Genomic DNA, 26,702 nt, shown 5'->3' with positions numbered 1-26,702 from the left:
TATGCCGGCAACACAAGAAACGTCGTATATACAAATTCATCCGCTGGACAATGTTCTGGTGGCCCTGGTGGATCTGCCTGCAGGTACTACCATTAATTTCAATGGCCAAAGCTTTGCGCTGCTGACTGCGGTATCAGCGAAACACAAGTTTACCCTTACGCCGCTGGCTCCCGGTGAGCAGATCCATATGTATGGGGTGCTGGTAGGTAAAGCCAGTGAGCATATTGCTCTTGGTACTGCAATAACCGTGGATAATGTAGTACATGCAGCTGAAGATTATGCATTGGGCGAAAGAAAAACTCAGTGGCAGAAGCCAGATGTATCTGCTTTTGCAGAACAGACATTTATGGGTTATCACCGTGAAGATGGCAGCGTAGGAACAGCCAATTACTGGATTGTCATCCCACTGGTATTTTGTGAGAACCGCAATGTAGAAGTGCTCAAAGAAGCGCTGATCGGCAAACTGGGTTTTAAAAAACCCAAGAGCTATGAAAATGAAGTAGACAGCCTTATTGCGCTGTACCAGACCGGTAAGTCGGTAGAGGATATTCTTAATGCAGACCTGCAGCGTTCTGCAACGCCCAAAGTTGCGAACCAGCTGTTTCCAAATATCGATGGCATCAAATTCCTGAACCACGATATGGGCTGTGGCGGTACCAGGATGGATTCTGATACCCTTTGCGGTTTACTCGCCGGATATATTACCCATCCTAATGTTGCAGGCGCTACCGTGCTTAGCCTCGGTTGTCAGCATGCACAGGCAAGCATCCTGCAGGATGAGATCAAAAAAAGGGATCCTGATTTTAAAAAGCCATTGGTGATCCTTGAACAGCAAAAGCTGGGTACAGAGAGTAAGTTACTGGAAGAAGCTTTAAAGCAAACCTTTGCGGGACTGATGCAGGCGAATCTGCAGGAAAGAAAACCAGCTCCTTTATCTAAGCTGTGTATCGGTCTGGAATGCGGAGGCTCAGACGGCTTCTCCGGAATTTCTGCAAACCCTGCCCTGGGTCATCTTTCAGATCTTCTGGTGACGATGGGCGGGAGTGTGATCCTGGCAGAGTTTCCTGAACTTTGCGGGGTAGAGCAGGAGATGAGCGATCGTTGTGTGGATGTGCCTACTGCTGAACGGTTTATGGGACTAATGACAACCTATAATGCCCTGGCAGAAGCTACAGGATCTGGTTTCTATGCTAATCCTTCACCAGGGAATATCAAAGACGGCCTGATTACAGATGCCATCAAGTCTGCCGGTGCTGCTAAAAAGGGAGGAAACTCTCCCGTTACAGCAGTATTGGATTATCCTGAAAAGGTAAGCAAGCCAGGACTGAACCTGCTGTGTACTCCGGGAAGCGATGTAGAGAGCACTACAGCCGAAGTGGCTTCAGGAGCAAATATTGTGCTTTTTACCACCGGTCTTGGTACACCTACAGGTAACCCTGTGGCCCCTGTGGTGAAGATTTCTACCAATACAGCGCTGTACACCAGAATGCCTGATATCATTGATATCAACTGCGGAACTATTATTGAAGGAAAAGAAAGTATTGAGGAATCTGCAGAGCGTTTACTGAGATATGTGATCGAGGTTGCCAGCGGAAATATTAAACCTAAAGCTGTAGAACTCGGCCAGGATGACTTTATTCCCTGGAAAAGAGGTGTGTCATTATAATTTTAGAAATTCATTAACATTGAATATATGTTTAGTTTAGAAGGAAAAACAGCAATTATCACTGGAGGTGGAAGTGGTATCGGAAAAGCGATTTCGGTGCTTTTTGCCGCACAGGGTGCACATGTGCATATCATCGAACTCAATGCTGCTGCAGCTGAGGAGACGGTAAATGAGATCAGGGAAAAACAGGGAACTGCCTTTGCCCACGGTTGCGATGTGAGCAGGCAACAGGATGTGGTAAAGATCTTTAATCAGATTGGAAAACTCGATATTCTGGTAAATAATGCCGGCATTGCCCATATCGGTAAAGCCGATACCACAAACGAAGAAGATTTTACGAAGGTATTTGATGTCAATGTAAAAGGGGCCTACAATACGCTGTTTGCGGGAATTCCGTTATTGAAGAAAAGTAAAAGTGCAGCGATTCTGAATATGGCTTCGATCGCTGCCGTAGTAGGGATCACGGACAGGTTTGCCTATTCGATGAGCAAGGGTGCCATCTACGCGATGACAATGTCCGTTGCAAGGGATTATATGGCCGAGGGTATCCGCTGTAACAGTATTTCTCCTGCGAGGGTGCATACACCATTTGTGGATGGTTTTATTGCTAAAAATTATGCGGGACAGGAAGAGGAGATTTTTGCTAAACTCTCTAAAAGCCAGCCCCTGGGGCGAATGGGCAGACCGGAGGAGGTAGCCTCACTGGCCTTATACCTGTGTGCCGAAGAATCCGGATTTGTAACCGGAAATGACTATCCGATTGATGGAGGATTTATAAAACTTAATAACTAAAAAGATATGAAACTAATAAGATGGGGTGCTGCCGGTAAAGAAAAAACTGGTGTGATCATAGATGATGTGAAATACGATACTTCTGCCTTTGGCGGAGATTACAATGAACAATTTTTTGAAGATAACGGACTGGAAAGACTTGAAGAATTTGTCAAAGCCAACAAAGGCGATCTGATTGAAATACCTGCCGGTTCCCGTTTGGGTTCTCCGATTGCGCGCCCTTCAAAAATTGTGTGCATCGGATTAAATTATGCGAACCATGCCAAAGAAACCAACGCACAGATTCCTGCTGAGCCAATCATATTTATGAAATCTACGACCTCATTGGTGGGACCAAATGATCCTATCGTGATCCCTAAAAATTCGGTGAAAACTGATTGGGAAGTGGAATTGGCTGTGGTAATCGGCAAAAAAGCCTCGTATGTGGATGTTGCTGATGCATTGGATTATGTGGCAGGTTATACCTTGCATAATGATGTTTCTGAGCGTGAGTTTCAGTTGGAGAAAGGTGGCACCTGGGATAAGGGTAAAGGTTGTGATACGTTTGCACCAATGGGACCTTTCCTGGCTACGCCTGATGAACTGGAAGATGTAAATAACCTTCGCCTCTGGCTGAGCGTGAACGGAAAGATGATGCAGGATGGCAACACGTCTGACTTTATCTTTGATGTTCCTACAGTTGTTTCTTACCTGAGTCAGTTTATGACGCTGCTTCCGGGTGATGTGATTTCCACCGGTACACCTGCAGGAGTTGGATTAGGCTTTAATCCACCAGTCTACCTGAAAGAGGGTGATGTGGTAGAATTGGGAATTGACGGATTGGGCACTGCGAAACAGGAGTTAAAGGCATATGTAAAAGAAGGATAAAATGGATCTGCAGTTAAAAGACAAAATAGTGATCGTTACCGGCGGGGCAAAAGGAATTGGAGAAGGTATCGTTCGGCAGCTGGCGAATGAGGGTGCTATCCCGGTGATCGTTGGGCGTAACGAAGCTGATAATAACAGGATCCTGAACGACCTCCATGCACAGGGGCTGCAGGGATTCCAGGTAGTTGCAGAACTTACTGATCCTGAACAGGCGGGGATGACGGTAAATAAGGTCATTGAACAATTCGGAAAGATTGATGGTCTTGTAAATAACGCAGGTGTAAATGATGGCGTAGGTCTTGAAAGCGGAAATTACGATGCTTTTGTTAGCAGTTTACATAAAAATGTGATCCACTATTACATGATGGCGCAGCATTGCCTGCCCTGGTTAAAGAAAAGCAAGGGTGCTATTGTAAACATCGGATCAAAGGTGGCGGAGACAGGACAGGGAGGAACTTCTGCCTATGCTGCATCGAATGGGGCCAGAAATGCGCTGACCAGAGAATGGGCTGTTGAGCTACTACCCTACAGTATCCGCGTGAACGCTGTGATTGTCGCAGAATGTTACACACCTTTGTATGAAACATGGATCAATTCACTGCCCAATCCTGAAGAGAAGCTAAAAGCTACGCTGGATAAGATTCCTCTGGAGAACCGTATGACCACTGCAGAGGAGATAGCCAATGCCGTCCTATTCCTGTTATCAGGAAGATCAAGCCATACGACAGGACAATTGGTTTATGTGGATGGTGGATATGTTCATTTAGACAGATCGGTTAGTGCATAGTTTTTATATATTTGCAAAATGTTGAGAAGCATACTTGCACATATATTGATCTTTACGACACTTGCAGCTAACTTTAACCAGCTGTTTGTATATGCAGGTTTTGAACTGAACGAAAACTTTATTGTATCCGAACTCTGTATCAACAAAGATAAGCCTCAGCTGCACTGTAATGGCAAGTGTTACCTGATGCGGAAACTGAAACAGGCGGAACAAAAAGAAAAAAGCAGGGACCGTGAAAATCAACGGTCGTTATTCCAGGTCGGAGTGGTAGTAGAGAAACTATCATTTTCACCTTACGTGATGCAGATCGCATCAGTATACCAGAGCGAAATACCTTTTCGCCTGCCTGAGTTTGCAGCTGATATCTTTCAGCCTCCACGCGCATAAAATCCTTATCGTATAACACCGGTATCAAAAGATACCGGTGGTTTTTTTATGGACTTTTATTTCGCAACTTAATGAATATCATCAGATACATCATTGTGCTTGCTGTTTTCGCGATGTTTTCTATCGGCGTGCAGGCACAGGATCAGGCTGTAACAGGCAGCATTTTCGACTCACAAACTAAACAGGCTTTGGCCGGTGTAATGATTAAAAACAATAAAGATCAGGTTCTTGCGGAGTCTGATCGTAACGGACGTTTCTCTTTTCAGTTTTCCGCAACGGATACCAGGCTCAAATTTGTGCTTATAGGTTTCAAAACCCAGATCGTAAACATAGGAGCAAAGGCTGATATGCTGAATATCCAGCTGGACGCAGATGAGGCAAACCTCAATGAAGTACGGGTAACGGGTTTTGCCGGCAACCGTACAAAGAAGGAAACTGCAGGAGCGATTGCGCTGATCACCAGCAAAGACATCAATCGCGGTAGCGGAATGTCCTTTCAACAGGCCCTAAATTCTATCCCAGGAGTAAGGATGGACCAGAGTACGCTTTCAGAAGGCAGGATTTCGATCAGGGGCAATGGTGTCCGCTCTTCTTTCGGACTGAGAAATATCAAAGTATATCTCAATGATATTCCTGTAACAGAAGCTGATGGTACCACACGTATCGAGGCTTTGGATGTGAACAGTATCGGCAGGGCTGAAGTGATCAAAGGTCCTGCCTCCAGTATTTATGGTGCCGGAACCGGAGGGGTAATCAACTTTCAGCTGCAACGCTCTCCATATGCTGAGCAGAGTTTTGAAGGTTCTGCGCTTGCGGGGAGTTATGGGCTACACAGGCTTGCTGCGACATACCGGAGCGGTGGCGACAAAATCAACAGCTACGTTTCTTACGGCTGGCAGGAGTTTGATGGGTACCGCCAGCACAGTAATGATATGAGAAGATTTCTCTCAGGAAACTTCCAGCTTTTTCCCAGTGATAAAAGGATCATCACGCTGTTGCTGAACAGAACCACACAATATTCGCAGATCCCCGGTTCATTGACCGCCGATCAGGTGGCTGCTGATCCGGAACAGGCCAATGCCAGTAACCTGGACAAACAGGCAGGACGCTATCAAACCTGGACAAGGGTAGGATTGGGGCAACAGTACAAATTCAATGACCAGTTTTCAAACAGCACAAGTGTATTCACCTACTCTTACGACCTGGACCATCCCCTTCCATATGCTTATCTGAGGAATTTTTACCAGAGCTACGGCGGAAGGACAAGTTTCAGCTATGATGCCGGATTTGATATCCTGCCTACTAAATTTATTGCAGGGATGGAGTTTAACCAGGGCCTTACCAAGGGCACGCAGTATGTAAACAACCAGGGCAAAGAAGGAGCACTGACGGCAAATATTGATTACCGGAATACCCTATACTCACTTTTTTATCAGTCGGAAACAAAGTTGGGAAGCCGGACGCTACTCACGCTGGGCTTAAGTTATAACAGTTTGAAATATGATGTTTCCAACTATCTGGTACCTGCACAGACGGGAATCAAGGATTTTAAACCTCAGGCTACACCACGTGTTGCACTGAGTCATAACTTCTCTGAGGCGCTCAGTCTGCACGCCAGCGTAAGTTCAGGTTTCTCGCCTCCTTCAAGTTCAGAAGTGAAAAATGTTGACGGCTCTATCAATCCCAATCTTCAGGCAGAGAAAGCACTTAATTATGAGATCAATGCCAAAGGAAATCTTTTCCATTCGAGATTGAGTTATGATCTGGCAGTCTTTAAAATGGATATGAAAGGTGAACTGATTGCGCAGTCGGTTCAGCAGGGCATTACCATCTATAATAACGCGGGCAAGACCTCGCATAATGGTGCTGAGCTAGCCTTGTCCTGGCAGGCATTTAAACCTGAAGATGAGCATGCAATCGCCAGTTTGAGGCCATTTGTAGCACTCACTTACTCAGATTTTAGTTTTAAGGATTACCGGATCCTGAATGCGGCGAACCAGGTTACAGCAACATATGACGGGAATGAACTGACCGGAGTGGCTCCATGGGTGCTGAGTGCAGGGCTGGATCTGGAAATGCGTTCAGGTCTATATGCTAATCTGAATTATTACTACAATGATCAGATACCCCTGAATGACAGTAATACAGCCTATAACCCCTCATATGGGGTTGCAGGAGCTAAGCTGGGTTACAGACGAAAATTAGGACAGTCATTTGAGCTGAATATTTACGGAGGTGTTGATAATGCTTTCAATGCATCTTATAGTTCGATACTATCACTGAATGCGGCAATTGGTGCCGGAGGGCAGTCGCCATATTTTAATCCCTCCCCGAAGAGAAACGCATACGCAGGTTTTTCTCTAAAATATTTTCTTTAAGGCGGGAACTTTAATAAAGAGAGTGATCTTCTGATCACTCTCTTTATATTGAAATCAGGCAGTAGTGAGCCACCAGGTATTACCAAATGGGTCTTCTACGCCACCACTTCTGCCATAATCCATATCAGAGACCTGTTTCACAACTGAGGCTCCGTGAAATATCGCTCTGTTGAACGCTTCATCGGCATCACCGACATATATAAAGAAATTTCCTACAGCTTTTCCATATTTATCTTTTGCTTCCGAAAGTAATATCACCGTATGCCCAATCCTGAGCTCAGCATTCAATACTGTCCTGTTGTCGTCGGCCAGATTGTTTAAGAGTATCTCCGCACCAAACACTGTCTGCACAAATTCGATAAATTCCAGTGCATTTACCAGCATCAGGTAGGGAATGATAGTCTGTTTATCTTTGTAATTTTTCATTTTTAAATTCTTATCATCAAAGCATAACAAATATTTTCATTAAGGGTTTGTTTTATAAAATGTGAAGGGTTGCAAATCGCTTTTATGCAATTTTAAATCAATTTAGCACTTAAATATTCAATATTTTTTGATGTCTTATAAGGTTAATTACTTGATTTGTAATATATTTTGCGGCTAATATTTAACTATTTACAAGGTTTTGAAGCCTCTTTTTGCGAAATTGATTAAGCAATCTAATTTGAAGTCAAATCATTAATTTCTATACGTCCTGACTATGAAGTTAAAGTTGTCAGAATGTCAAATTTAATGTTCATCACATTCATTTTACGGATATTGGCAAGAATCATGAGGAAAATTGTAATCTGATTTCTATTTTTGTCATGATAGGATGGAGAGATTCTGCCATAAATATTCGCCATCCTACAAATTATGAATAACCCAATTCAAGAATGCAAAACCAGGAAAAAAAAATCAGAGTTGCAATTTTAGGCGTAGGCAATTGCGCAAGCTCACTCGTTCAGGGTGTAGAATATTATACAAAATTTAGTGATAAAACATCAGGCCTGATGGCTGATGATATCGGTGGCTATAAAGCTGCAGACATTGAATTCGTCTGCGGGTTTGATGTGGATGAAAGAAAGATTGGCACACCCTTAAAAGAAGCGATTTTCGCCAAACCAAACTGCACCATGGTGCTCAATGCAGACATTGCATCTGAAGCTCCTATTTACAGATCGCCAGTAATTGATGGGGTTTCCCCACAAATGGCTGCTTATCCTGAAGCAAACAGGTTTGTGATCAAAGACGAACTTAAAAATACAGATATCCTGAAAGACGGCGTATCTTATGATAAGAACGAGGTTAACGCCTTGCGCGAAGAGATCATTGCACAACTGCGTGAGCATCAAGCGGAAGTATTGATTAACTACCTGCCGGTAGGGTCACAACAGGCAACTGAGTTTTATGCTGAGATCTGTCTGGAACTTGGCATTTCTCTGGTTAATTGTATCCCGGTATTTATTGCTTCAGATCCTGTTTGGGAGCAAAGATTCATTGATGCGGGTATTCCGATCATTGGGGACGATATGCGTAGCCAGTTTGGTGCAAGTATCGTATCTCAGATGCTGCAGGAACTTGCTTTTGAACGTGGCCATCATGTGAAAGCACACATTCAAAGAAATGTAGGCGGTAATACAGATTTCCTGAATATGGAAGATAAAAACCGTCTGAAATCTAAAAAGATCTCTAAAGAAAATGTAATCAGGGCTCAGAATGATATCAGAGGTATCTCTACAGAGGACAGTTTCTTACATGCCGGTCCATCAGAGTATATCGCTTTCTACGGAGACAATAAAGTAGCAAACTTCCGTTTGGAATTAGAGGGTTTCATGGGGGCGCCTGTAGTATTTGACGCACAGCTTTCGGTTCAGGATTCTCCAAACTCAGCAGGTGTGGTAATTGATGCTATCAGATATGTATATGTGGCAAGGGAACTGGGTCTGGTAGGCGCATTGAGAGGTCCTTCAGCCTCTACGCAGAAAACTCCGCCTGAGCAGATGATGTTCAGTGATGCGATCTACGAATGCCATGCATTAGCTAAACGTGAGCTGACAGCATCTACAAGAAAACAATTAAAAGTTGCAGTAGCTCAGGCTATCTAAAATTCTTCATACAAAAGAAAACCCCGTCCAGGTAATTCCGGGGCGGGGTTTTCTTGTAGAAAGGGATTAGCCTTTATTCTCCAGAAGCTTGTCCATTTTCCTTTCAAACTCTTCCTTGAACTTGATGTAATAATCGCCTGTTCCCGGACCAAAGAAATCCGTGGTAATCTCTGATATCTTACCACTGCGATCTAAAATCAGTGTCGTAGGGAAGACTTTAATATTCGTCAGCTGCGGCAATGTTTTCTCCGTACGTTGCGGGTCAGACACCGTTACCGGTGTGATCAGCAATGGGTATTTTACGTTAAAACGTTTTTTGAATTTGCTGAGACTGGCCTTTGAACGGTTGATGTCAGTGGTATATTCATACGCCAGACCAACCATCTCAACGCCGCGCTGTTTATTTTTATCGTAATAGGCACTCATGAACTCCGTTTCGTCCATGCAGTTAGGGCACCATGATCCCATGAGCTGGATGACTACAACCTTGCCTTGAAAACGTTTGTCTTTGATCGACACCTGCTTGCCTTCAAGATCTACGAAACTGAAATTCAGTCTGCCATCTTCTCCATCCTTTAATTTGGTCAGTTTCTCCTCAGGCAGTAATACATTAGGATCTTTTAATGCCGACCATTCCTGAACCGGAGCTTTGCCACTGTACATCTTTGCCTCCGCAAGTGTATTTCCACCTTTAACCCTGGCGCTGAAAAACATGGCATGTACGCCATCGAAAGTAGAAAGTTGTAAAAGGTCACCCGTAACGCTTCCTGCGAGGAAACGGTAATCACCTGAAGTAGTCAGAATGGATCCGGTAACGACATTTCCTTTTTGCGAGAAATTACCTATAGCAGGCTCATGACCATTCTGGAAATCGATTTTCCATTTGCCATCAACGTTCTCTGCAGCATTGCCGTTGACCGGGGCAAAGCGGTAGTTCTGTTTTGCAGTGGCGCTAAAAGGCATTTCCAGGTCTTTAACCGATCCTCTCTTGTACCAGGTTCCCGAAATACTATCTTTTGATATGATTTTAACCTTGAATGAAGATTCAAAAACCGGCATCTCTATAAACAGGGAATCATTCACTGCCCTTACATCTTTTACCAGCATCCTTTCCTGGCCATTCACAACATATAGCGTAGTTTTGCCTTTCTGATGTGTCACATCCAGATTGAAAATGATGTGATTGCCATCTTCCCTTATCAGGGAGGCACGCCATGTACCATTCTGGAGAACAGGGTCTGCCACAGCGCCGAAGGTCAGCGTAGCCAGTACGCCTAATATGGAGAACGTCTTTAACATATCGAATAATTTTAGTCTTTGATTTTTTATAAGATACGAAGATAGTAGTTTTTATAAACTCTACTGATCTTATAGGGTAACAGTAATGTCACTATTATTATTTGATGATTTAATCATCTGCATATCAGGATAATTTCGTATATTGAATAGACCAGATTATTACCATGAACAGCTTGAATGTTTTGTTTTTCACTATACTATTGTATACCGGACTTTCCGGTCTGCATGGACAGGTGAAGACTGTACCGGTCGACTTCTATGGTCACAATTTTTATCTGGCAGCAGATAGCAGCTTATCAGTACAGCTACCAAAAGATCCATCAGACAGCCAGGTTAAAAAGGAATTCCAAAAGTTGAATGCGGGAAACTTTCAGCCGGTAATTGATTCGCTTGCTGCTTACAAATCAAAATATGAACTTAACGACTGGTTATTCTACCAGCTGGTGCGTAAGGTTGCCCAGCAGCTTTGTCCCAAGGAACAGAACTACGGAAATTATACCTTATACAAATGGTTTCTCCTTGCAAAATCAGGTTATGATGCGCGGCTTGCACTTTCGGGACACAGAATAATATTTTATGTGTTCAACGATGAGGATATAGCTGATATCCCTTTTTTTGAAGTTGATCATAAAAAATACATGTGCCTGAACTACCACGATTATGCTGATAGCAATCTGAATGATGATCCGCCGGTACCTGTTCAAATCGACATCCCTGAGGCTAGAAAGGCATTTTCTTACAAGGTTACCCGTATGCCGGATTTTAGTCCGGCCAATTACGTGCAGAAAAAGCTAAACTTCACTTATGAACATAAACAATATCACTTTAATATCAAGCTCAATGCAGCGGTTAAAACAATTTTTGCCAACTATCCAGGTGTAGATTTTGAAACCTATTTTAACATCCCCCTCAGTAAAGAAACTTACAGCTCTCTCATCCCATTACTCAAAAAGAACATTGGTAAGATGGATCAGAAAAAAGGAGTAGACTACCTGATGCGCTTTACCAGATATGCCTTCCTCTATGAAAATGATCAGGAAAATTTCGGTAAGGAGAAACGGATGTCGCCAGAACAAACGCTTTCTTCCACTTACAGTGATTGTGATGATCGTGCGGCATTGTTTTTCTATCTCGTGAAGGAGATCTATAACCTGCCCATGATCGCGCTGTTGTATCCAACACATATTACCATGGCAGTGGCGTTTAGCAAACCCGTTGGCGAACCTATCTGGTACAGGGGCAAGGTCTATTCTGTCTGCGAAGCCACACCGGAAATTGAAGATCTGCCGGTAGGTAAACTGGCCTCAAATCTCAAAAACATTCCATACAATATTGTTTATCAGTACGATCCGCAATACTGATCCTTTAAATGAATTATTTTTTGATAGAATTAAATATCCACTTGTAAGCTGCCTGATAAAAGTGTACAATTGCAGTTGATGGAAATGCAATATAAACTCAGGCCTGTCATGTTCGTGGGAACATCATCTGATGTAGGGAAAAGTGTAATCACAGCGGGATTTTGCCGGATATTTAAACAGGATGGTTATGCCCCTGCGCCATTCAAAGCGCAGAATATGTCGCTCAACAGCTATGCCACTCCCGAAGGACTGGAAATCGGTCGCGCGCAGGCCGTTCAGGCAGAAGCTGCGGGCATACCCTGTCATACTGATATGAATCCGGTACTGCTGAAACCAACCACTGATAAAACATCACAGGTGATCCTGAATGGCAAATTCATTGGCAACCAAACGGCAAAAGAATATTTTATGTCGGGCGACCGTGCCGCATTATTTGAAGAAGTAAAACTGGCTTATGGCCGACTCGCATCGCGCTATCATCCCATCGTGATGGAGGGGGCGGGGAGTATCTCTGAATTGAACCTCAAAGCCAGGGACATCACAAATATGCGCATGGCTATAGCAGCCGGAGCAGCAACTTACCTGATTACAGATATTGACAGGGGGGGCATCTTTGCGAGTTTGTACGGTACAATGCAGTTGTTGCAACCCGAAGAAAAAGCCTGTATCAAAGGAATTATCATCAACAAGTTTCGTGGAGATGCCGCCTTATTTCAGGAAGGAAAAAAGATCATTGAAGAACTTTGCGGAGTGCCGGTAGTTGGTATTCTTCCATACTTCAGGGATATCCATATAGAAGAAGAAGATGCGGTAGCTTTACAGCAGAAACGCAGAAATGCCGTCAGTGGAAAGGTTAACATCGCCGTGGTGCTGCTGGGTAGAATGTCTAATTTTACTGATTTCGACCGTCTGGATAAGGATCCCAGAGTAAACTTGTATTACACCCATACGGAAGATGGGCTCAGCGGTGCAGATATCATTATTCTGCCCGGAAGCAAGAATACGATTGAAGATCTTATAGAATTGAAAAATAATGGGCTGGCCGCGGCGATCCTGGATGCACATCAATCTGGTAAAACGGTGATCGGTATTTGCGGAGGTTATCAGATGATGGGAGAAATGATCGCAGATCCGCTGAAAGTGGAATCCTCAAAAGGTGAAATTGCCGGTCTTGGTATATTGCCTGTAACAACCACATTGCTCGCTGAGAAAACTACAAGGGTATGCGAATTTACCTATCGCGGCTACCCTGAACTATGCAGGGGATATGAAATTCATATGGGTGAAACCAGGATGTCCAATAACAATGAAGTAAGCAGTGCCGCTACTGCAATTTTCGCAGACGGACACGCTGATGGGTATTTCGTTTCAGAAAAATGCTGGGGTTCTTATCTTCATGGAATACTGGATAACCCTGTGGTGATCAATGACATTGTTGCACCTTATACAGATGAGAAGGTAGATACAAAGGATTATTCATCCTTCAGAGAGGAACAATATGATAAATTAGCTGATTTGCTGAGGGCGAATCTGGATATAGACCTGGTTTACCAGCATTTAAAATTATAAATCAATGCTTCAGGGACACGGAGACGACGGATATTTACAGGGGAAGCCTATACTAGCTGATTTCAGTACAAATGTATACCATGGGGGGGCACCAGCAGGCTTAAAGGAACATTTGTTTGAGCACTGGGATAAAGTACAGCGTTACCCTGAGGTAATTGCAGAAAGTCTTGCGGAAAAGATCGCTGCTCATTACGGTGTATCAGATCAACATATTCTGGTGACCAATGGAAGCACAGAAAGTATTTATCTGATTGCCCAGGCTTTTAGGCACAAAAGATCAGCCATAGTCATTCCCTCTTTCGCAGAATATGAAGATGCCTGTCGCATGCATGGGCATCAGGTTGAGTTTGTCAGCTGGAACGATTTTCCGGCCGGAACAGAGCATTCAGATCTTGTGTTTATCTGTAACCCCAATAATCCAACCGGTACGGTTTATACTCAGCTGGAGCAGGTAATCAAGGCAAACGAAAAAACATTGTTTGTTGTAGATGAGGCTTTTATAGAGTTTACCCTGTCTTTTACTTCTGTCGTGGAGCTCGCGAAAAAATATGAGAACCTGATCGTCATGCGTTCTATGACCAAGGCTTATGCGATCCCCGGACTGCGTCTCGGATACATTGTAGCTGCCCCTTCAGTAATCAGTTTGCTCAGCTCTGAAAAGCTACCCTGGACAGTAAATGCAATGGCAATGGAAGCAGGGCATTTTATTTTTGATCACCTGGACGAGATTACGCTGCCGCTGTCCGCTATCCTGAAAGATAAAGAGGATTTTATCAGAGGACTCACATTGGCACCCATCAGGATATATGAGAGTCATACCCACTTCTTTCTCGCAGAAACACAAATACAAAATGCAGCACGTTTAAAGAGCTTCCTCCTGGATAAATTCAATCTTTTAATCAGAGATGCCAGCAATTTCAGGGCACTTTCTCCAAACCATATCAGGATTGCGACGTTAAGTCCTGTAAAGAATGAAATGTTGATCACTGCTTTATCAGAATGGAAACATATATAATCATCATCATTCCATTGCTGGCGGGATACCTGCTTGATCTGGTCCTCGGAGATCCCTACCGTTTACCTCATCCGGTCAGGTTTTTTGGTACCCTCATCGGCATTGCCGAAAAACACTTTAATCAGGGAAAAAACAGATTTCTAAAGGGTATGGCCACCACACTTGTCTTATGTGCAGGAACTTATCTTTTCTTTTATACGATCATCCATTTTTTACTGCTTTATGCGGTGCCGGTATATTTTCCTTTCGCGACGATATTCATCTTTTACGGACTTGCCAATAAAAGCCTGATTACTGAGGGTAAAAAAGTATTTGATGCCTTACAGTATGAGGGGCTTGAGGAAGGAAGGAAACGTCTTTCATGGATTGTAGGGCGCGATACATCACAGCTTGATGCCCAGCAAATCCGCAAGGCTGTATTTGAGACCATGTCTGAAAACCTGAGCGATGGGGTAGTAGCTCCTTTGTTCTTTTATTTTATCGCAGGCGTGCCGGGCATGCTGACCTATAAAATGATCAATACGCTGGATTCTATGATCGGCTACAGGAATGACAGGTACGAGTATTTTGGTAAGTTTGCTGCCAGGCTTGATGATGTGGCAAACTTTATCCCTGCGAGGATCACGGCGATTTTGATGTTATTGGTCACATTGAGCTTCAGGGGCTGGAGGTTTGTTCTACATTACGGTCACCAGCATAAAAGTCCGAATTCCGGTTATCCTGAAGCAGCTCTCGCGGGCATCCTGGATGTGCGGTTTGGAGGCCCGAATATTTATCACGGAACATTGGTGACCAAGCCTTATATTGGCGCCAACGAAAGAGATATCCTGCATGAGGAATTTAAGGTAGTGAGCAGTATTAATCACGGGGTCTGTCTGATAGTGGTGCTGTCCATCAGCATTTACTTTGTGCAATTTTAGAAGGGTTTATGGAGCTGTATACAAAAAGATATGTCATCACGGGAGGTCCCGGTTCCGGGAAATCCACACTTGTAGAAGAGCTCGAAAAAGCAGGATTCAGCTGCTCTGCTGAAATTTCCAGGGAAATGATCAAGGCAGAAGTTGCCAAAGGCTCAGACTGCCTTCCCTGGTTGGATATTGCATGTTTTTCAGATAAGGTAATCGCTGAAATGAGCACAGCCTGGTCTCAACATGCAGGAAATTCCATCACTTTCTTTGACCGCGGTATTCCGGATGTAATTGCTTATCTCAAGCTTGCTGATTTGCCTGTTCCGCAAAACTACCTCTCTGAGTTATCCCTTCATCCCTATGAAAAACAGGTATTTATACTTCCGCCATGGAAAGATATTTACGTAAATGACGCCGAACGCTGGCAAAGCTTTGAAGAGGCCGAAGCGATTTACCGGGTCATCAGGGCAACCTACACTTCGCTTGGATTTGAACTCCTGGAGTTGCCAAAGGACACAGCATCCAGGCGGGTTGAATTTATAACAGATTATCTAAAATAATTACGGTCTGGTTGATCATTGTTGAAAATTTTCTCTTAGGTTTGCATGATTAGGTCGTATTTCTAAGGAAATACTTTAATAGGGAATGCTGGTGTAAATCCAGAACAGTCTCCGCTGCTGTAAACCTCATATCATATCACTATCAAAATGCCACTTTCTGAAAAGGAGGGAAGGCGATAGTTAGAGGAAGTCAGAAGACCTGCCTGATAATTGTTTACTTACGCTTTCGGAAGAAAGGCTAACAGTTATGATGAGAAAAATAAACTATCCGCTGCTGACAGGTATGTACACCTGTTTGCTGGCTTTCCTGTTGCTGAGCAGTTCCTGCAGACAGGCAACTAATCACAAACAGCATCATTCCGCAAAAACGGGAAGTGCTGAGATCAAATATGCCAAAGGTTTCGCTATAGATTACTACGATGGATATAAGCTCGTGAGTGTTTACTCTGGTTTTGGTCCTACAGCAGATACTGCACAATACGTTTTGCTGGCAAAGGGGGCGAAGGCACCGGAAGGATTTCCAAAATCACAGCTGATCAGCATTCCTGTTAAAAGACTCGTAGCGATGTCTTCCACACATGTGGCCCAGGCAGATTTTGCAGGTGTTTCTGACGATATCATAGGACTGGGTAGTTTCAAATATATCAGTTCAGCCGTGGTCAGAAAAAACATTGCAGCCGGTAAGGTCAGGGATGTTGGGGTAGACGGTACCATGAATGATGAAATGCTGATCAGTATGAAACCCGGACTGGTGATCGTGATGGGAAACCCGGATGCGAAATACAGTAAGTACGAAACACTTACCAGGGCGGGAGTGCCGGTCATGCTCAACTCCGAGTGGCTGGAAACATCTCCGCTGGGCCGCGCAGAATGGGTTAAAGTTATGGCTGCCCTCACTAACACTGAGGATGTGGTCGACCAAAAGTTTGATGCCATAGAAAAAGAATACCACAGGCTGGCAGAAATTGGCCGTCATGCTAAAGATAAACCTACCCTGATCAGTGGGATGCCTTTCAAGGGAGTATGGAATGTGCCTGACGGCGACAGTTACATGGCAGAATTTTATAAAGATGCCGGAACGAATTACAAATGGCGTAATGTCAAAGGAAAAGGCAGCCTTGCACTGAACTTTGAAACTGTAGCGCCGGAAGCGCTGAAGGCTGATTACTGGCTAAATGTGGGTTATGTGGATTCCAAAAAAGATATCCGCGCTACTGATGTCCGCTATGCCGACTTCAAGCCTTTCAAAACCGGTAAGATCTTTAACTATAACAAGAGGGTAAACGACCTCGGCTCAAATGATTACTGGGAGTCTGGTTCTGTAAGCCCGCATCTGATTCTGGCCGATCTGATCAGGATTCTTCACCCTGAACTTTTACCGCAACACCAGCTCTTTTACTATAAACAGCTGAACTGATTTCTCAAATTTTATAGTTTTGAATAAAGTAAAAATTACTGTTCTGCTATCACTTCTGGTGATAGCTTTTCTGCTTGATGTAGCATTGGGCTCCGTACACATCCCTGTAAAGGAAGTGATCAGCGTACTTTTTACAGCTGATTCCGTCAATGAAAGCTGGATCTATATTATTGAAAAGATCAGACTTCCGAAAGCCATCACAGCAATTGTTGTTGGCTGCGGACTCTCCGTGAGCGGTCTCCAGATGCAGACGCTGTTCCGTAACCCTCTTGCGGGGCCTTCCGTTTTGGGCATCACGGCCGGTGCAAGTCTGGGTGTGGCCCTGGTGATGTTCTCTGTGGGAAGCCTGACGAGTTTGTACACCATCCGGGAACTTGGCCTGTCTGGCAGCTGGCTGGTGATCATTGCATCCTCATTGGGCGCTGCGATCATCATGCTGCTGGTTGTGTCTATCTCTTCATCCTTAAAAGACAATGTAATTGTGTTGATTGTAGGGGTGATGATAGGCAATATCACCTTGTCATTAATCAGCATCTGGCAGTATTTCAGTGCACCTGAACTGATCAAGGATTACCTGATGTGGACTTTCGGATCTTTGGGAGGAGTAACAGGAAATCAATTGCTGATCCTGACTATTGTCATTAGTGTTGGCCTGGTGATATCTTTTCTTTCGTCAAAAATGCTGGATGCCCTGTTACTGGGCGACAATTATGCCCGCAGTATGGGGCTTACGGTAAAGCGTGCCCGCCTGATCATTGTCATCAGTACCAGTATTCTTGCCGGAGGGATTACTGCTTTTTGCGGACCTATCGGATTCATAGGCATAGCAGTACCCCATTTGTCGAGAGCCCTGTTCAATACATCGAGCCATCGCATCTTAATTCCAGCCTGCTGTCTCCTGGGAACGGTGTTGATGTTAAGCTGCGATATCATCGCTCAATTGCCAGGAAGTCAGACCGTCTTACCTATCAATGTAATTACAGCTTTAGTTGGATCACCTGTGGTGATCTGGATTATTGCGGGGCCGCGAAAACTACGGGGATTCTAATGGAACAGGCAATCTTAAACACTCATGCAGTGCATATTGGCTATCATGCCGGGAAGCACGTCGCTGGTCCGCTGAATCTGGCGCTGTTTCCGGGAGAGCTGATCTGCGTACTGGGGCCAAATGGCTGCGGAAAATCTACCTTGCTGCGCACTGTTGCAGGCTTGCAGCATCCCCTTTCCGGAGAGGTTATCCTGGCGGGGCAAGACATGGTGCAGCTAAAACCCAGGGACCTGGCAAAACAAATCAGCCTGGTGCTTACGGACGATATCCGTTCGGGAAACCTGGATGTCTACACTGTGATCGCATTGGGCCGCTATCCCTGGTCGGGCTGGCTTGGTATCCTCAGTGAGGCAGATAAAGCCGCCATAGACCATGCTGTTCAGGTTACGGGAACAGCCGGATTTCTGCACCGTAAAATCGATAGCTTGAGTGATGGCGAATGTCAGAAGGTCATGCTTGCAAGGGCTATGGCTCAGGATACCCCTTTGATTATTTTGGATGAACCTACAGCGCATTTAGATCTCCCCAGTCGTATTCAGCTGATGCGCCTTCTCCACAAACTCGCAAAAGAAACGCGCAAGGCGATACTGATTTCTACCCATGAGCTGGACCTTGCCCTGCAGGTCGCCGGTCAGATCTGGCTGATGGACAGTGCCGGACAGCTGGCGGCCGGACTGCCGGAAGAGCTGGTGCTCAATGGCGCATTCGAGCAGGCTTTTGGGAAGGACGGAATATCATTTGATATCGTCACCGAAACTACACGAAACATAAGAATCTCATACAACATTAAATGAATAAACATCTACACTTTTTATCTTTCAAAAACCTGCTGATCGCCGGAGTTTTTATGGGCAGTCCGGCATTCGCACAGGAAAAGAAAGCGGATAGTATAAAAACTAACGCCCTTGACGAAGTTGTGGTAACTTCTTTACGTACAGAAACCAAAAGGCGCGATGTGCCGCAGCATATTACCGTCATTACCAAACAGGCCATGGCACTTACCTCATCGGGAGAGGTAACTGATTTACTCAAGAAAAATTCTTCGCTGAGTATTATCCAGTACCCTGGTCTTTCTGCCGGGATTGGTATCCGCGGTTTCAGGCCACAAATCAGTGGTTTAAACCAGCGTTCCCTTTTACTGGTTGACGGCCGTCCGGCTGGTACAGTCAGTATCGCAACGATCAACCCTGCTGATATAGAAAGAATTGAAGTACTGAAGGGGCCTGCTTCGGCATTATATGGTTCATCCGCAATGGGCGGAGTAGTGAACATCATCACCAAAAAGTCTGCTGGTGATGTACACGGAAACCTATTTGCCGAATATGGTTCTTATGAGACTGCTAAACTGGGAGCCGATGCAGGTGGTAATATCACGAAGAAGCTGGATTTCAACTTGTCCTTTCTTACTTATGACAGGAACAAAAACATGAAACTCGGTAAAGGAAATCTCCTCCGCAACCTCTTTGACGCCAATAAAGCCACCAAAAACTACACAACTGGGCCGGTTGAGGTGGATGATAACCGTTCTGACGGACTCAGAAGGGATTATACCAGGCTCAACTATAATACCGGAAGCCTGCGACTGGGATATCAGATTGATGATACATGGAGGGTCGATATCAGGGGAGAACGTTTTGTCGCAAAAAACATTGAAGCCCCTAGCGATATTTTTTATGGCAATGCGCAACCCAGTACCAAAGATATTGAACGTCATAACGAGGAAGCAACATTATCCGGAAACTTCTCAAATCATAAATTATCCCTCAGAGGCTATACTTCCGAAGAGAACAACCTGAACTATACGCTTAGCTCAGGAGGAGCTAAGATTGCTCCCTATGCCTCTTTCAAAAGCGAAACGAGCTGGAAAGGGATACAGGCTAAAGACGCTTTAAGCCTTGGCAGGCACAACCTGATATTCGGCCTGGATTACAGCAGCGCATCGACCAGTTCACAATCGTTCCTGGCTACAGGAGCAGAAAGAGCACCTTTCTCGCCCAACTATAGCCTGAACTCTGCAGCTGCATATCTTCAGGGGCAGCTGAACTTTTTGGATAATCGTCTGATCATCAATCCCGGATTACGGATGGATTTAATTACATACAATGTAAAACAGACGCCCCTATTAAATACCTACGCTGGCGGAAAGCAAACCAATCCCTTTGTAAGTCCCAGTTTGGCCGCTCAGTACACCCTAATGAAATTGCTTACTGTGCATGCCAGCACCGGCCGTGCTTTTGTTACTCCTGATGCTTATAACGTAGCTGGATATTCTGAAATTCTCTCCGGAGGAAAGGCCACGGTGACCCAGGGAAATCCGGATCTTAAAAACGAAAACAGCATCTCATGGGATGCAGGATTAAGGATCGCTAAATCTGAGCTTGGCCTGAGCGCTGATATTACGTATTACAGTACTTCAGTTAAGGACAGGATTACTACGCAAAGGACCATTCCTCCGGCGACACAGCTGACGCCAGGAGGTCTTCAAATCAATAGCATCACCACCTACGTCAATGCAAATAAGGCAAATATCAACGGTCTGGAAGGAGAAGTGGCCTGGGATTTTGGACAACTGGCAGGTAAAAATTATTCACTTAAATATTTTGCCTTAGAGACCTGGACTATCAAAGCAAGGGAAGTCACTGTAGCTGCAGACGGCAGCAGAACGTTAAGAGATATCTACAATGTACCTGTATTTACTTTTAGCTCCGGACTTGAATACAATAACCTGAAAGGATTGGATCTGCGCTTGAGCAGCCGTTATGTGGGCAAGCGGAAGGATACAGATTTCAATGATCCCTTATCGCCGGAAATCGTTTACCCTGAATTCATGACCCTTGATTTTGGTGCTTCCTATACTTATCAAAAGAAACATACACTCAGTTTTCTGATGAACAATATCACCGACGAAAATTACTATGAAAAAAGAGGTTACAACCTCGCCGGCAGAAATTTCTCGGTCAGATATGGGCTGAGTTTTTAAAATTAAACCCGTAGCTTCATCGTTGTTAACAGAGGGATGAAGTTCATAAAAAAAATATAATGAAGATCTATACAAAAAAGGGAGATAAAGGTACTACAGGTCTCTTTGGTGGTAAAAGAGTGAGCAAAGATGGGGTGCGTGTAGAATGCATAGGGACATTGGACGAAGTTAATTCTACCATTGGTTTTCTCAGGGTAAAACTGGGTACTACACATGAATGGCAGCCCAAACTGCACAAGATTCAGAAAGATATGATGGATATGATGTCCCATCTTGCCCGTCCTTCAGATACAAAAAAAATCAATACCAATCCGATGCCGCTGGATGGCCCGGAATTTTGTGAAAGCTGGATTGATGAACTCGAAGGTGCAATGACGCATCCTTCAGATTATTTTATTCTTCCCGGAGGGAATGAAATTTCGGCACTATGCCATATGATCCGGACGCAGATGCGCAGAGGGGAGAGGAGGCTGGTCAGCCTGATTCAAACTGACGAAGTGGATGAAACCATTCCTGCATATATTAACAGGTTATCGGATCTGTTTTTTACACTGTCGCGTGCCGAGATGGACAAAGCAGGTGTTGCAGAAGAAAAGTGGCAGCTATTTCTCTACAAGCGTTTTAAAAATTCTGATCCCGCAGCTCAATCTTAGACTATGGTCATTTATGTAAGTGGTGGAGTAAGAAGCGGCAAAAGTGCCTACGCGCAGCAGCGGGCACAGGAATTGACTCAAGAGCCAGTATATATTGCTACGGCAAAAATATGGGATGAGGACTTCCGGCAACGGGTGAAACGTCATCAGGACGACCGTGGACAGGAATGGACCAATTACGAAGTTTACCGCGATCTGCATTTATTACCGCTGGAAGGCCGTACGGTAGTGATTGACTGTGTAACGCTTTGGCTCACCAATTTATTTATGGATCATGAGTATGATATTCATGCTGCTCTGGCAGATTTTAAACAGGAAATTGATCAGCTGACCGCATTAAATGCTACCTTCATTTGCATTTCCAATGAATTGGGGATGGGTATGCATGCAGAAACAGAAGTTGGGCGTAAATTTGCTGATCTGCAGGGCTGGGCTAATCAATATGTTGCTGCGAAAGCGAAAGAGGCTATATTTATGGTTTCTGGACTGCCATTATTTTTAAAGAAATAGCATGATCAAAAGGGAATTGAAACTTTTTTTAACGGCGCTGGCCTTTTACACCAGACTACCGGTACCAGCTTCGGTTCATGAAGATTATGCAGCCTTGTTGCCGGATGCCATCAGATATCTGCCAGTAATAGGCTGGATTGTAGGTATGGTTGCTGCAGCAGTTTACATTCTGGCAAATTACCTCTTTGGTAATGCCCTGGCGGTTTTGTTTTCGATGTTATCTACCATATTGCTCACCGGTGCATTCCATGAAGATGGTTTTGCTGACGTATGTGATGGTTTTGGCGGAGGCTGGACAAAAGAAAGAATTCTCGATATCATGAAAGATAGCCGTATCGGTACTTACGGAGCTACAGGTCTGATTTTTTTGCTCGCGATTAAATTCATTGCTACCATACAGGTCAGCACGAATGTCAATTCCATTGTTATTCTGGGGGTTTTTATGACGGCACAGTCGCTCAGTCGCCTTGCGGCCATCATCGTCACCTTCAATTATAGCTATGCCCGGATGCAGGACAGTAAGGCAGGATCTGCGTTGAAGGACGAAGCTAAATCATCCAACCTGGGGATCGCTGCTGTACTGGCATTATTGCCGCTGGCAGGTTTGATTTATTACACCGGTGAATCTTCCGTTGCTTATGCCTTACTCCCTGTAGCCTTCGTCAGTCATTATTCCGGCAGGTATTTCAATAAATGGATTGATGGGTATACAGGAGATTGTCTGGGTGCGGTTCAGCAGGTATCAGAAGTGGTCATCTATTTGTCGATCTTTCTCGCATGGAAATTTATCTGATCAGACACACGAGGCCTCAGGTCGAAAAAGGGTTGATCTACGGGCGATCGGATGTTGCCCTTGCCAGCAGTTTTTCCACCGAAGCGGCAGCTGTCCTGAAGCAACTTCCTGAAAAAATTGATGCGATTTATTCCAGTCCTTCTTCCCGTTGTACACTGCTCGCAGGAGCAATTGTAGCAGCATCCGGGTTTACTGGCAGATCTTATGTTACAGATGAAGCACTGTATGAACTGAATTTTGGCGACTGGGAAGGTCAAACCTGGGATACCATAGACAGGGCAGCATCTGAAGCCTGGATGAAAGATTTTGTACATCTCTCCCCGCCAAACGGCGAAACCATGCTCGGGATGGAACAACGCATTTCTCGGTTCTGGGACACACTCTTGCAGGAGTCGTATGATAAGGTTTGTATCGTTACACACGGAGGTGTGATCCGTATCATTCTAGCCCGTTACAGGGCAATCGGGCTCAAAGATTCTTTCTCTATCCCCGTTGCTATTGGAGAGGTTTTCAGGCTTTCGGTTTAAAGCTCTTTACACGAAGTTCGTCGCCCACACGGATCGTACCCAGTCCTTGGTGGATCAGATTCTGTCCGAACATCACCTTCTGATTCATGATGCGGTAAGCGGCCAGTGTTTTAAGAGGTTCTGCACCCTTTTCTCCTGTCTGCTGATCAATGGTAGTAAGTACACATCTTGCGCAGGGTTTTACCGCTGAAAATAGACTTTCACCCAGGTAGAATCTTTCAAAAGTATCTTCCACATGCGGCTCTCCACCAGTGAATACGAAATTAGGACGGAAGCGGTCCATCCTCACCGGTTCAGCAAGTCTTGCATTGAGGCCATCAAGCGAAGCCTGGCTGATCAACAAGCAGGGATATCCATCAGCAAAGCTCACAATTTCCTGATCGCGGGCATAACGCGGATCTACCAATCTCCTGGCATCCTCCGGCATTTGTACCAGTCGCAGGGACATTTTCATAAAATCGCTAAACCATCTACTTACTTCTTTGCTGACTTCAATACCGGTCGACTGATCGTCCCAGATGTTCACAGGAATAGGGATGCCTGTGGTTTCATCCACTGAAAAAGAAATCCGCAATGAGTGCTCTTTTTTGTGACTCACTGTGACCGTATTATCTGCGATACTTACCTGCAGCATAGCGAGTTCGAAGTGTTTTCGCTGGGTAACAAAAGTCCCTCCGTCATCGATGAGCATCCATTTCCGGTCATATTCCAGGCCCCTTTCCAGGATCCGGGATTGTTGAAGGCTGATGCCTCCCAATGATTTGATAGGATAGATATGGAGCTCGGATAAAAAGTGGGTATTCATTGTTTAAAGATACAAAAGATAATAAAACCAAAGAGATCTATTCATAATTTGCTAGCTTTGAATTGCGGAAGAAGGATAAATCTGACGGGGAGCAAATTAAAATACATGGGACTATTCGATATTTTCAAGAAGACTGAAGCACCAAAAGCGGCACAAACAGCAAAGACACCTGATACTTCAAAACCACTGCCTCAGGATAAACCTCAGGCAGTTCCGGGAGATCTCGAAAAAACGCAGATCGTGGCCACACTGCTTGAAGTACCAAGGGAAGAGAGAAATGAGCAATGGGTAAGCCAATTTCTGGCTGCCTTGCCACTGGCTGCCTTCCGTTGCGGAACACCACAGCTGATTGCGGGTCCGGATGGTTTCCCATACTTCCAGTTATTTGTGCCACAACCGGGTGAAGAATTTCAGTCCTACGTGATTGAAGAAATGATTAATGGTTTTCTTGTAGAAAGGGGATATGGTATCGTCCTTAATCCCGGGGCAGGACAGCCCGACTGGGTACTAACTTATGGTGATGTACTGAATTATCAACTCAACGGAAGTTTCTTTACCCTTGAAAGCCTTTTTAGCAATAGCAGTAATACTGAAGAAGTTGTTGCAAAAGGCGAAGAAGTAATGATAGGACAGCCTTCAGAGGCTATTCTTCCGGCACATACCAGAAAGTTGTTAAAAGATTTTTTTGAGCTCAATGGAGTTCTGGGGCCTAAAGTGATGCTGATGATGCGCAAAAATGGTGAAAATGTTAGTCAGGATCTGGCATTTAACATTACTCCGGATCTTTTTGAGTCAGAAGAACATTACAGGAATATGATGCAGACTGTTACCTGGTATCTTCCGAGACATTACTCTGTGGTGGGCCTGGATGAAAGCCATGTTGAAAATGGCTTTATGCCTTTGTAGTCAGCCAGTTTTTTCCTTCAGTAAACCTGGCCACCAGCATTGCCGCCACGGTATCGCCCGTTGAATTGAGCAGCGTTGCCATAGGATCTACCAGGGTGCCGATGATCATCGCCGGTGGAAGCGCTTCCGGTGGGAAGCCATAGGCAGAGATAAACAGCAATTCTCCTACATATCCTCCATTGGGAATTCCTCCTTCTACTATGCTCACCAGCACTGTCATACCGAGCGCCAGGACAATGGTTTCTATGCTGTCAAAGCCCTTTCCAAACAAAGCAAAGACAACAGCCATCTTAATAATTGATGAAATGCTTGAACCGTCTTTATGTAAGGTGGCTCCCAGGGGGATAGTTACGTTTGAGATATACTGAGGAATACCTATTTTTTCTGCCGCCTCGAGATTGGCCGGGATATTGGCGATACTGCTGCAGGTACCCACTGCAGTTGCTGATGGGACAATGTTATTTTTCCAGTATTTCCTGATACCTTTGATTCCTCCCGCTACAAATGCATAAAAGCTGAATAAAAAGACAAAGTAAAAAGCACCGACCCCATAATATATGCCTAAGGAACGCGCGTATGTGCCAAAAAGCTGGGGTCCAAAGATGCCCACCTGATAGGCAAAATAAGCACCAAGTCCGACAGGGGCAAGCTTCATGATGATCACGAATACGTTTTTAAAGATCTCATTACCCGATACCAGAAATGCGGAGAATGCAGCTCCGGCAGTACCGGCACGTAAGGTCGCAAAGCCGGTAAGAACAGAAAAAATGATCATGGCGAGCATGCTTTTGCGCGACAGTAATTCATAAAATTCACTGGTAGTAAAAAGCTGGGTAACCTGGTCGCCAAATGGTTTTTTATCAATTGTTTCAGTGAGTGTGGCAGCAGTCATCTGTTCATGAATTGGAAAGATCCTGACGGCAAGGATAGTCAGACAGGCTGAGATGATTACGGTGGCCAGGAAAACCAATCCCATAACGGTCATCATTTTACTCAGTTTATTGCTTTCCTTTAAACTACCGATAGCAGATGCAATCGAAAAAAAGACCAGGGGAATTACAGCGGTAAACAGCAGGTTCAGGAAAATTTCACCCACAGGTTTCAGTATGCTTACGCGCTGCCCGAATAACAGTCCTGCAATGCTACCTGCTATAATTCCCGCAAGTAGCCAGATGATTCCTTTGTAATTCGAATAAAAACTATTCATAATGCGAAGATAATCTTAAAAAGCTTCAATTAACAATTAAGACAAAGTTATACAGTTTAAATATTTATTTATTTTTTGTTTATTCTGGTTTGATTTTTGGGGTCAAAGGAGAGTTTTGGCTCGGATGTTCTTAAAATTTATATAATATTGAAGGAAATTCGGGTCATTGTAATAGTAGAA

The 26,702-nt window shown here is 44.5% G+C and carries 25 protein-coding genes and 1 riboswitch; of the genes, 21 read left to right on the top strand and 4 right to left on the bottom strand.

Going from position 1 to position 26,702, the window contains the following annotated elements; translation table 11 throughout:
* Position 1: 1 nt before the first annotated feature.
* The 6 genes from OQY15_RS02200 (at position 2) to OQY15_RS02175 (ending at position 6,877) form a co-directional block, all read left to right on the top strand.
* Positions 2-1,666: an altronate dehydratase family protein gene (locus OQY15_RS02200; protein ID WP_265787169.1), complete on the top strand. Its 1,665-nt coding sequence runs from the start codon at positions 2-4 to the stop codon at positions 1,664-1,666.
* A gap of 27 nt (positions 1,667-1,693) precedes the next feature.
* Positions 1,694-2,458 (top strand): SDR family oxidoreductase, encoded by a 765-nt coding sequence (locus tag OQY15_RS02195; RefSeq protein WP_265787166.1) that lies wholly within the window; start codon positions 1,694-1,696, stop codon positions 2,456-2,458.
* A 6-nt stretch (positions 2,459-2,464) separates the two neighbouring features.
* The gene (locus tag OQY15_RS02190) at positions 2,465-3,325 is read left to right on the top strand and encodes a fumarylacetoacetate hydrolase family protein (protein WP_265787164.1); all 861 of its coding nucleotides are present in this window, start codon (positions 2,465-2,467) and stop codon (positions 3,323-3,325) included.
* A gap of 1 nt (position 3,326) precedes the next feature.
* Positions 3,327-4,112 (top strand): SDR family oxidoreductase, encoded by a 786-nt coding sequence (locus tag OQY15_RS02185; RefSeq protein ID WP_265787162.1) that lies wholly within the window; start codon positions 3,327-3,329, stop codon positions 4,110-4,112.
* Positions 4,113-4,130: 18 nt separating this feature from the next.
* Positions 4,131-4,499, top strand: coding sequence for a hypothetical protein (locus tag OQY15_RS02180; protein WP_265787156.1), 369 nt, complete (start codon positions 4,131-4,133; stop codon positions 4,497-4,499).
* Positions 4,500-4,570: 71 nt separating this feature from the next.
* Positions 4,571-6,877 (top strand): TonB-dependent receptor, encoded by a 2,307-nt coding sequence (locus OQY15_RS02175; protein WP_265787154.1) that lies wholly within the window; start codon positions 4,571-4,573, stop codon positions 6,875-6,877.
* A gap of 54 nt (positions 6,878-6,931) precedes the next feature.
* On the opposite strand, the gene OQY15_RS02170 is transcribed toward OQY15_RS02175, so the two are convergent.
* Entirely contained in the window at positions 6,932-7,303 is a 372-nt protein-coding gene (locus OQY15_RS02170; protein ID WP_265787152.1) for a VOC family protein, read from the bottom strand.
* Positions 7,304-7,752: 449 nt separating this feature from the next.
* On the opposite strand from OQY15_RS02170, the gene OQY15_RS02165 reads away from it, so the two are divergent.
* Complete coding sequence (locus OQY15_RS02165) at positions 7,753-8,964, top strand: Myo-inositol-1-phosphate synthase (RefSeq protein ID WP_265787150.1); 1,212 nt, start codon at positions 7,753-7,755, stop codon at positions 8,962-8,964.
* Positions 8,965-9,030: 66 nt separating this feature from the next.
* Here OQY15_RS02165 and OQY15_RS02160 read toward each other — a convergent pair whose 3' ends face one another.
* Positions 9,031-10,263 carry a TlpA disulfide reductase family protein gene (locus OQY15_RS02160; protein ID WP_265787148.1) on the bottom strand — a complete coding sequence of 411 codons (1,233 nt, stop codon included), beginning with the start codon at positions 10,261-10,263 and terminating at the stop codon, positions 9,031-9,033.
* A 164-nt stretch (positions 10,264-10,427) separates the two neighbouring features.
* On the opposite strand from OQY15_RS02160, the gene OQY15_RS02155 reads away from it, so the two are divergent.
* From OQY15_RS02155 to cobC, 13 genes are all read left to right on the top strand, one after another.
* Entirely contained in the window at positions 10,428-11,624 is a 1,197-nt protein-coding gene (locus OQY15_RS02155) for a hypothetical protein (protein WP_265787146.1), read from the top strand.
* A gap of 78 nt (positions 11,625-11,702) precedes the next feature.
* The gene (locus tag OQY15_RS02150; RefSeq protein WP_265787144.1) at positions 11,703-13,193 is read left to right on the top strand and encodes a cobyric acid synthase; all 1,491 of its coding nucleotides are present in this window, start codon (positions 11,703-11,705) and stop codon (positions 13,191-13,193) included.
* 4 nt (positions 13,194-13,197) lie between these two features.
* Positions 13,198-14,208, top strand: coding sequence for a threonine-phosphate decarboxylase (locus OQY15_RS02145; protein ID WP_265787142.1), 1,011 nt, complete (start codon positions 13,198-13,200; stop codon positions 14,206-14,208).
* A complete protein-coding gene (cbiB, locus tag OQY15_RS02140; protein WP_265787140.1) occupies positions 14,193-15,128 on the top strand; it encodes an adenosylcobinamide-phosphate synthase CbiB in 936 nt (311 codons plus the stop codon). Before OQY15_RS02145 ends, cbiB begins: the two co-directional genes overlap by 16 nt.
* A gap of 8 nt (positions 15,129-15,136) precedes the next feature.
* Positions 15,137-15,676 (top strand): AAA family ATPase, encoded by a 540-nt coding sequence (locus tag OQY15_RS02135; RefSeq protein WP_265787138.1) that lies wholly within the window; start codon positions 15,137-15,139, stop codon positions 15,674-15,676.
* A gap of 34 nt (positions 15,677-15,710) precedes the next feature.
* Positions 15,711-15,898: riboswitch (cobalamin riboswitch) on the top strand.
* Positions 15,899-15,923: 25 nt separating this feature from the next.
* On the top strand, positions 15,924-17,093 hold the full coding sequence (locus OQY15_RS02130; protein WP_265787136.1) for an ABC transporter substrate-binding protein: 1,170 nt from the start codon (positions 15,924-15,926) through the stop codon (positions 17,091-17,093).
* A gap of 19 nt (positions 17,094-17,112) precedes the next feature.
* Positions 17,113-18,141 (top strand): iron ABC transporter permease, encoded by a 1,029-nt coding sequence (locus OQY15_RS02125; protein ID WP_265787134.1) that lies wholly within the window; start codon positions 17,113-17,115, stop codon positions 18,139-18,141.
* Positions 18,141-18,935 (top strand): ABC transporter ATP-binding protein, encoded by a 795-nt coding sequence (locus OQY15_RS02120; RefSeq protein ID WP_265787132.1) that lies wholly within the window; start codon positions 18,141-18,143, stop codon positions 18,933-18,935. Before OQY15_RS02125 ends, OQY15_RS02120 begins: the two co-directional genes overlap by 1 nt.
* A complete protein-coding gene (locus OQY15_RS02115) occupies positions 18,932-21,121 on the top strand; it encodes a TonB-dependent receptor (protein ID WP_265787130.1) in 2,190 nt (729 codons plus the stop codon). Before OQY15_RS02120 ends, OQY15_RS02115 begins: the two co-directional genes overlap by 4 nt.
* Before the next feature lie 59 nt (positions 21,122-21,180).
* Positions 21,181-21,774: a cob(I)yrinic acid a,c-diamide adenosyltransferase gene (locus OQY15_RS02110; protein ID WP_265787128.1), complete on the top strand. Its 594-nt coding sequence runs from the start codon at positions 21,181-21,183 to the stop codon at positions 21,772-21,774.
* Between the two features lie 3 nt (positions 21,775-21,777).
* The gene (locus tag OQY15_RS02105; protein ID WP_265787126.1) at positions 21,778-22,284 is read left to right on the top strand and encodes a bifunctional adenosylcobinamide kinase/adenosylcobinamide-phosphate guanylyltransferase; all 507 of its coding nucleotides are present in this window, start codon (positions 21,778-21,780) and stop codon (positions 22,282-22,284) included.
* A 1-nt stretch (position 22,285) separates the two neighbouring features.
* Positions 22,286-23,077: an adenosylcobinamide-GDP ribazoletransferase gene (gene cobS, locus OQY15_RS02100; RefSeq protein ID WP_265787124.1), complete on the top strand. Its 792-nt coding sequence runs from the start codon at positions 22,286-22,288 to the stop codon at positions 23,075-23,077.
* A complete protein-coding gene (gene cobC, locus OQY15_RS02095; RefSeq protein WP_265787122.1) occupies positions 23,062-23,604 on the top strand; it encodes an alpha-ribazole phosphatase in 543 nt (180 codons plus the stop codon). The genes cobS and cobC overlap by 16 nt, the downstream gene beginning before the upstream one ends.
* Here the strand turns inward: cobC and OQY15_RS02090 are convergent.
* Positions 23,588-24,409, bottom strand: a complete 822-nt coding sequence (locus tag OQY15_RS02090; protein WP_265787120.1) for an MOSC N-terminal beta barrel domain-containing protein — start codon at positions 24,407-24,409, stop codon at positions 23,588-23,590. The genes cobC and OQY15_RS02090 overlap by 17 nt on opposite strands.
* A 105-nt stretch (positions 24,410-24,514) precedes the next feature.
* Between OQY15_RS02090 and OQY15_RS02085 the strand changes: the two genes are divergently transcribed.
* The gene (locus OQY15_RS02085) at positions 24,515-25,315 is read left to right on the top strand and encodes a hypothetical protein (RefSeq protein ID WP_265787118.1); all 801 of its coding nucleotides are present in this window, start codon (positions 24,515-24,517) and stop codon (positions 25,313-25,315) included.
* Here the strand turns inward: OQY15_RS02085 and OQY15_RS02080 are convergent.
* Positions 25,302-26,522 carry a dicarboxylate/amino acid:cation symporter gene (locus OQY15_RS02080; RefSeq protein WP_265787116.1) on the bottom strand — a complete coding sequence of 407 codons (1,221 nt, stop codon included), beginning with the start codon at positions 26,520-26,522 and terminating at the stop codon, positions 25,302-25,304. The genes OQY15_RS02085 and OQY15_RS02080 overlap by 14 nt on opposite strands.
* Positions 26,523-26,702: the final 180 nt, after the last annotated feature.

It is taken from the genome of Pedobacter sp. MC2016-15, from assembly GCF_026239695.1.
In the GTDB taxonomy this organism is placed as follows: domain Bacteria; phylum Bacteroidota; class Bacteroidia; order Sphingobacteriales; family Sphingobacteriaceae; genus Pedobacter.
The sequence above is the reverse complement of the archived record's forward strand: the minus strand, read 5'-3'. Positions and strand labels throughout refer to the sequence as shown.

Excerpts from the sequence above, each read along its gene's own strand:
- OQY15_RS02200 (WP_265787169.1), top strand. The coding sequence starts at position 2 with ATGCCGGCAACACAAGAAACGTCGTATATACAAATTCATCCGCTGGAC.
- OQY15_RS02195 (WP_265787166.1), top strand. The coding sequence starts at position 1,694 with ATGTTTAGTTTAGAAGGAAAAACAGCAATTATCACTGGAGGTGGAAGT.
- OQY15_RS02190 (WP_265787164.1), top strand. The coding sequence starts at position 2,465 with ATGAAACTAATAAGATGGGGTGCTGCCGGTAAAGAAAAAACTGGTGTG.
- OQY15_RS02185 (WP_265787162.1), top strand. The coding sequence starts at position 3,327 with ATGGATCTGCAGTTAAAAGACAAAATAGTGATCGTTACCGGCGGGGCA.
- OQY15_RS02180 (WP_265787156.1), top strand. The coding sequence starts at position 4,131 with ATGTTGAGAAGCATACTTGCACATATATTGATCTTTACGACACTTGCA.
- OQY15_RS02175 (WP_265787154.1), top strand. The coding sequence starts at position 4,571 with ATGAATATCATCAGATACATCATTGTGCTTGCTGTTTTCGCGATGTTT.
- OQY15_RS02170 (WP_265787152.1), bottom strand. The coding sequence starts at position 7,303 with ATGAAAAATTACAAAGATAAACAGACTATCATTCCCTACCTGATGCTG.
- OQY15_RS02165 (WP_265787150.1), top strand. The coding sequence starts at position 7,753 with ATGCAAAACCAGGAAAAAAAAATCAGAGTTGCAATTTTAGGCGTAGGC.
- OQY15_RS02160 (WP_265787148.1), bottom strand. The coding sequence starts at position 10,263 with ATGTTAAAGACGTTCTCCATATTAGGCGTACTGGCTACGCTGACCTTC.
- OQY15_RS02155 (WP_265787146.1), top strand. The coding sequence starts at position 10,428 with ATGAACAGCTTGAATGTTTTGTTTTTCACTATACTATTGTATACCGGA.
- OQY15_RS02150 (WP_265787144.1), top strand. The coding sequence starts at position 11,703 with ATGGAAATGCAATATAAACTCAGGCCTGTCATGTTCGTGGGAACATCA.
- OQY15_RS02145 (WP_265787142.1), top strand. The coding sequence starts at position 13,198 with ATGCTTCAGGGACACGGAGACGACGGATATTTACAGGGGAAGCCTATA.
- cbiB (WP_265787140.1), top strand. The coding sequence starts at position 14,193 with ATGGAAACATATATAATCATCATCATTCCATTGCTGGCGGGATACCTG.
- OQY15_RS02135 (WP_265787138.1), top strand. The coding sequence starts at position 15,137 with ATGGAGCTGTATACAAAAAGATATGTCATCACGGGAGGTCCCGGTTCC.
- OQY15_RS02130 (WP_265787136.1), top strand. The coding sequence starts at position 15,924 with ATGATGAGAAAAATAAACTATCCGCTGCTGACAGGTATGTACACCTGT.
- OQY15_RS02120 (WP_265787132.1), top strand. The coding sequence starts at position 18,141 with ATGGAACAGGCAATCTTAAACACTCATGCAGTGCATATTGGCTATCAT.
- OQY15_RS02115 (WP_265787130.1), top strand. The coding sequence starts at position 18,932 with ATGAATAAACATCTACACTTTTTATCTTTCAAAAACCTGCTGATCGCC.
- OQY15_RS02110 (WP_265787128.1), top strand. The coding sequence starts at position 21,181 with ATGAAGATCTATACAAAAAAGGGAGATAAAGGTACTACAGGTCTCTTT.
- OQY15_RS02105 (WP_265787126.1), top strand. The coding sequence starts at position 21,778 with ATGGTCATTTATGTAAGTGGTGGAGTAAGAAGCGGCAAAAGTGCCTAC.
- cobS (WP_265787124.1), top strand. The coding sequence starts at position 22,286 with ATGATCAAAAGGGAATTGAAACTTTTTTTAACGGCGCTGGCCTTTTAC.
- cobC (WP_265787122.1), top strand. The coding sequence starts at position 23,062 with ATGGAAATTTATCTGATCAGACACACGAGGCCTCAGGTCGAAAAAGGG.
- OQY15_RS02090 (WP_265787120.1), bottom strand. The coding sequence starts at position 24,409 with ATGAATACCCACTTTTTATCCGAGCTCCATATCTATCCTATCAAATCA.
- OQY15_RS02085 (WP_265787118.1), top strand. The coding sequence starts at position 24,515 with ATGGGACTATTCGATATTTTCAAGAAGACTGAAGCACCAAAAGCGGCA.
- OQY15_RS02080 (WP_265787116.1), bottom strand. The coding sequence starts at position 26,522 with ATGAATAGTTTTTATTCGAATTACAAAGGAATCATCTGGCTACTTGCG.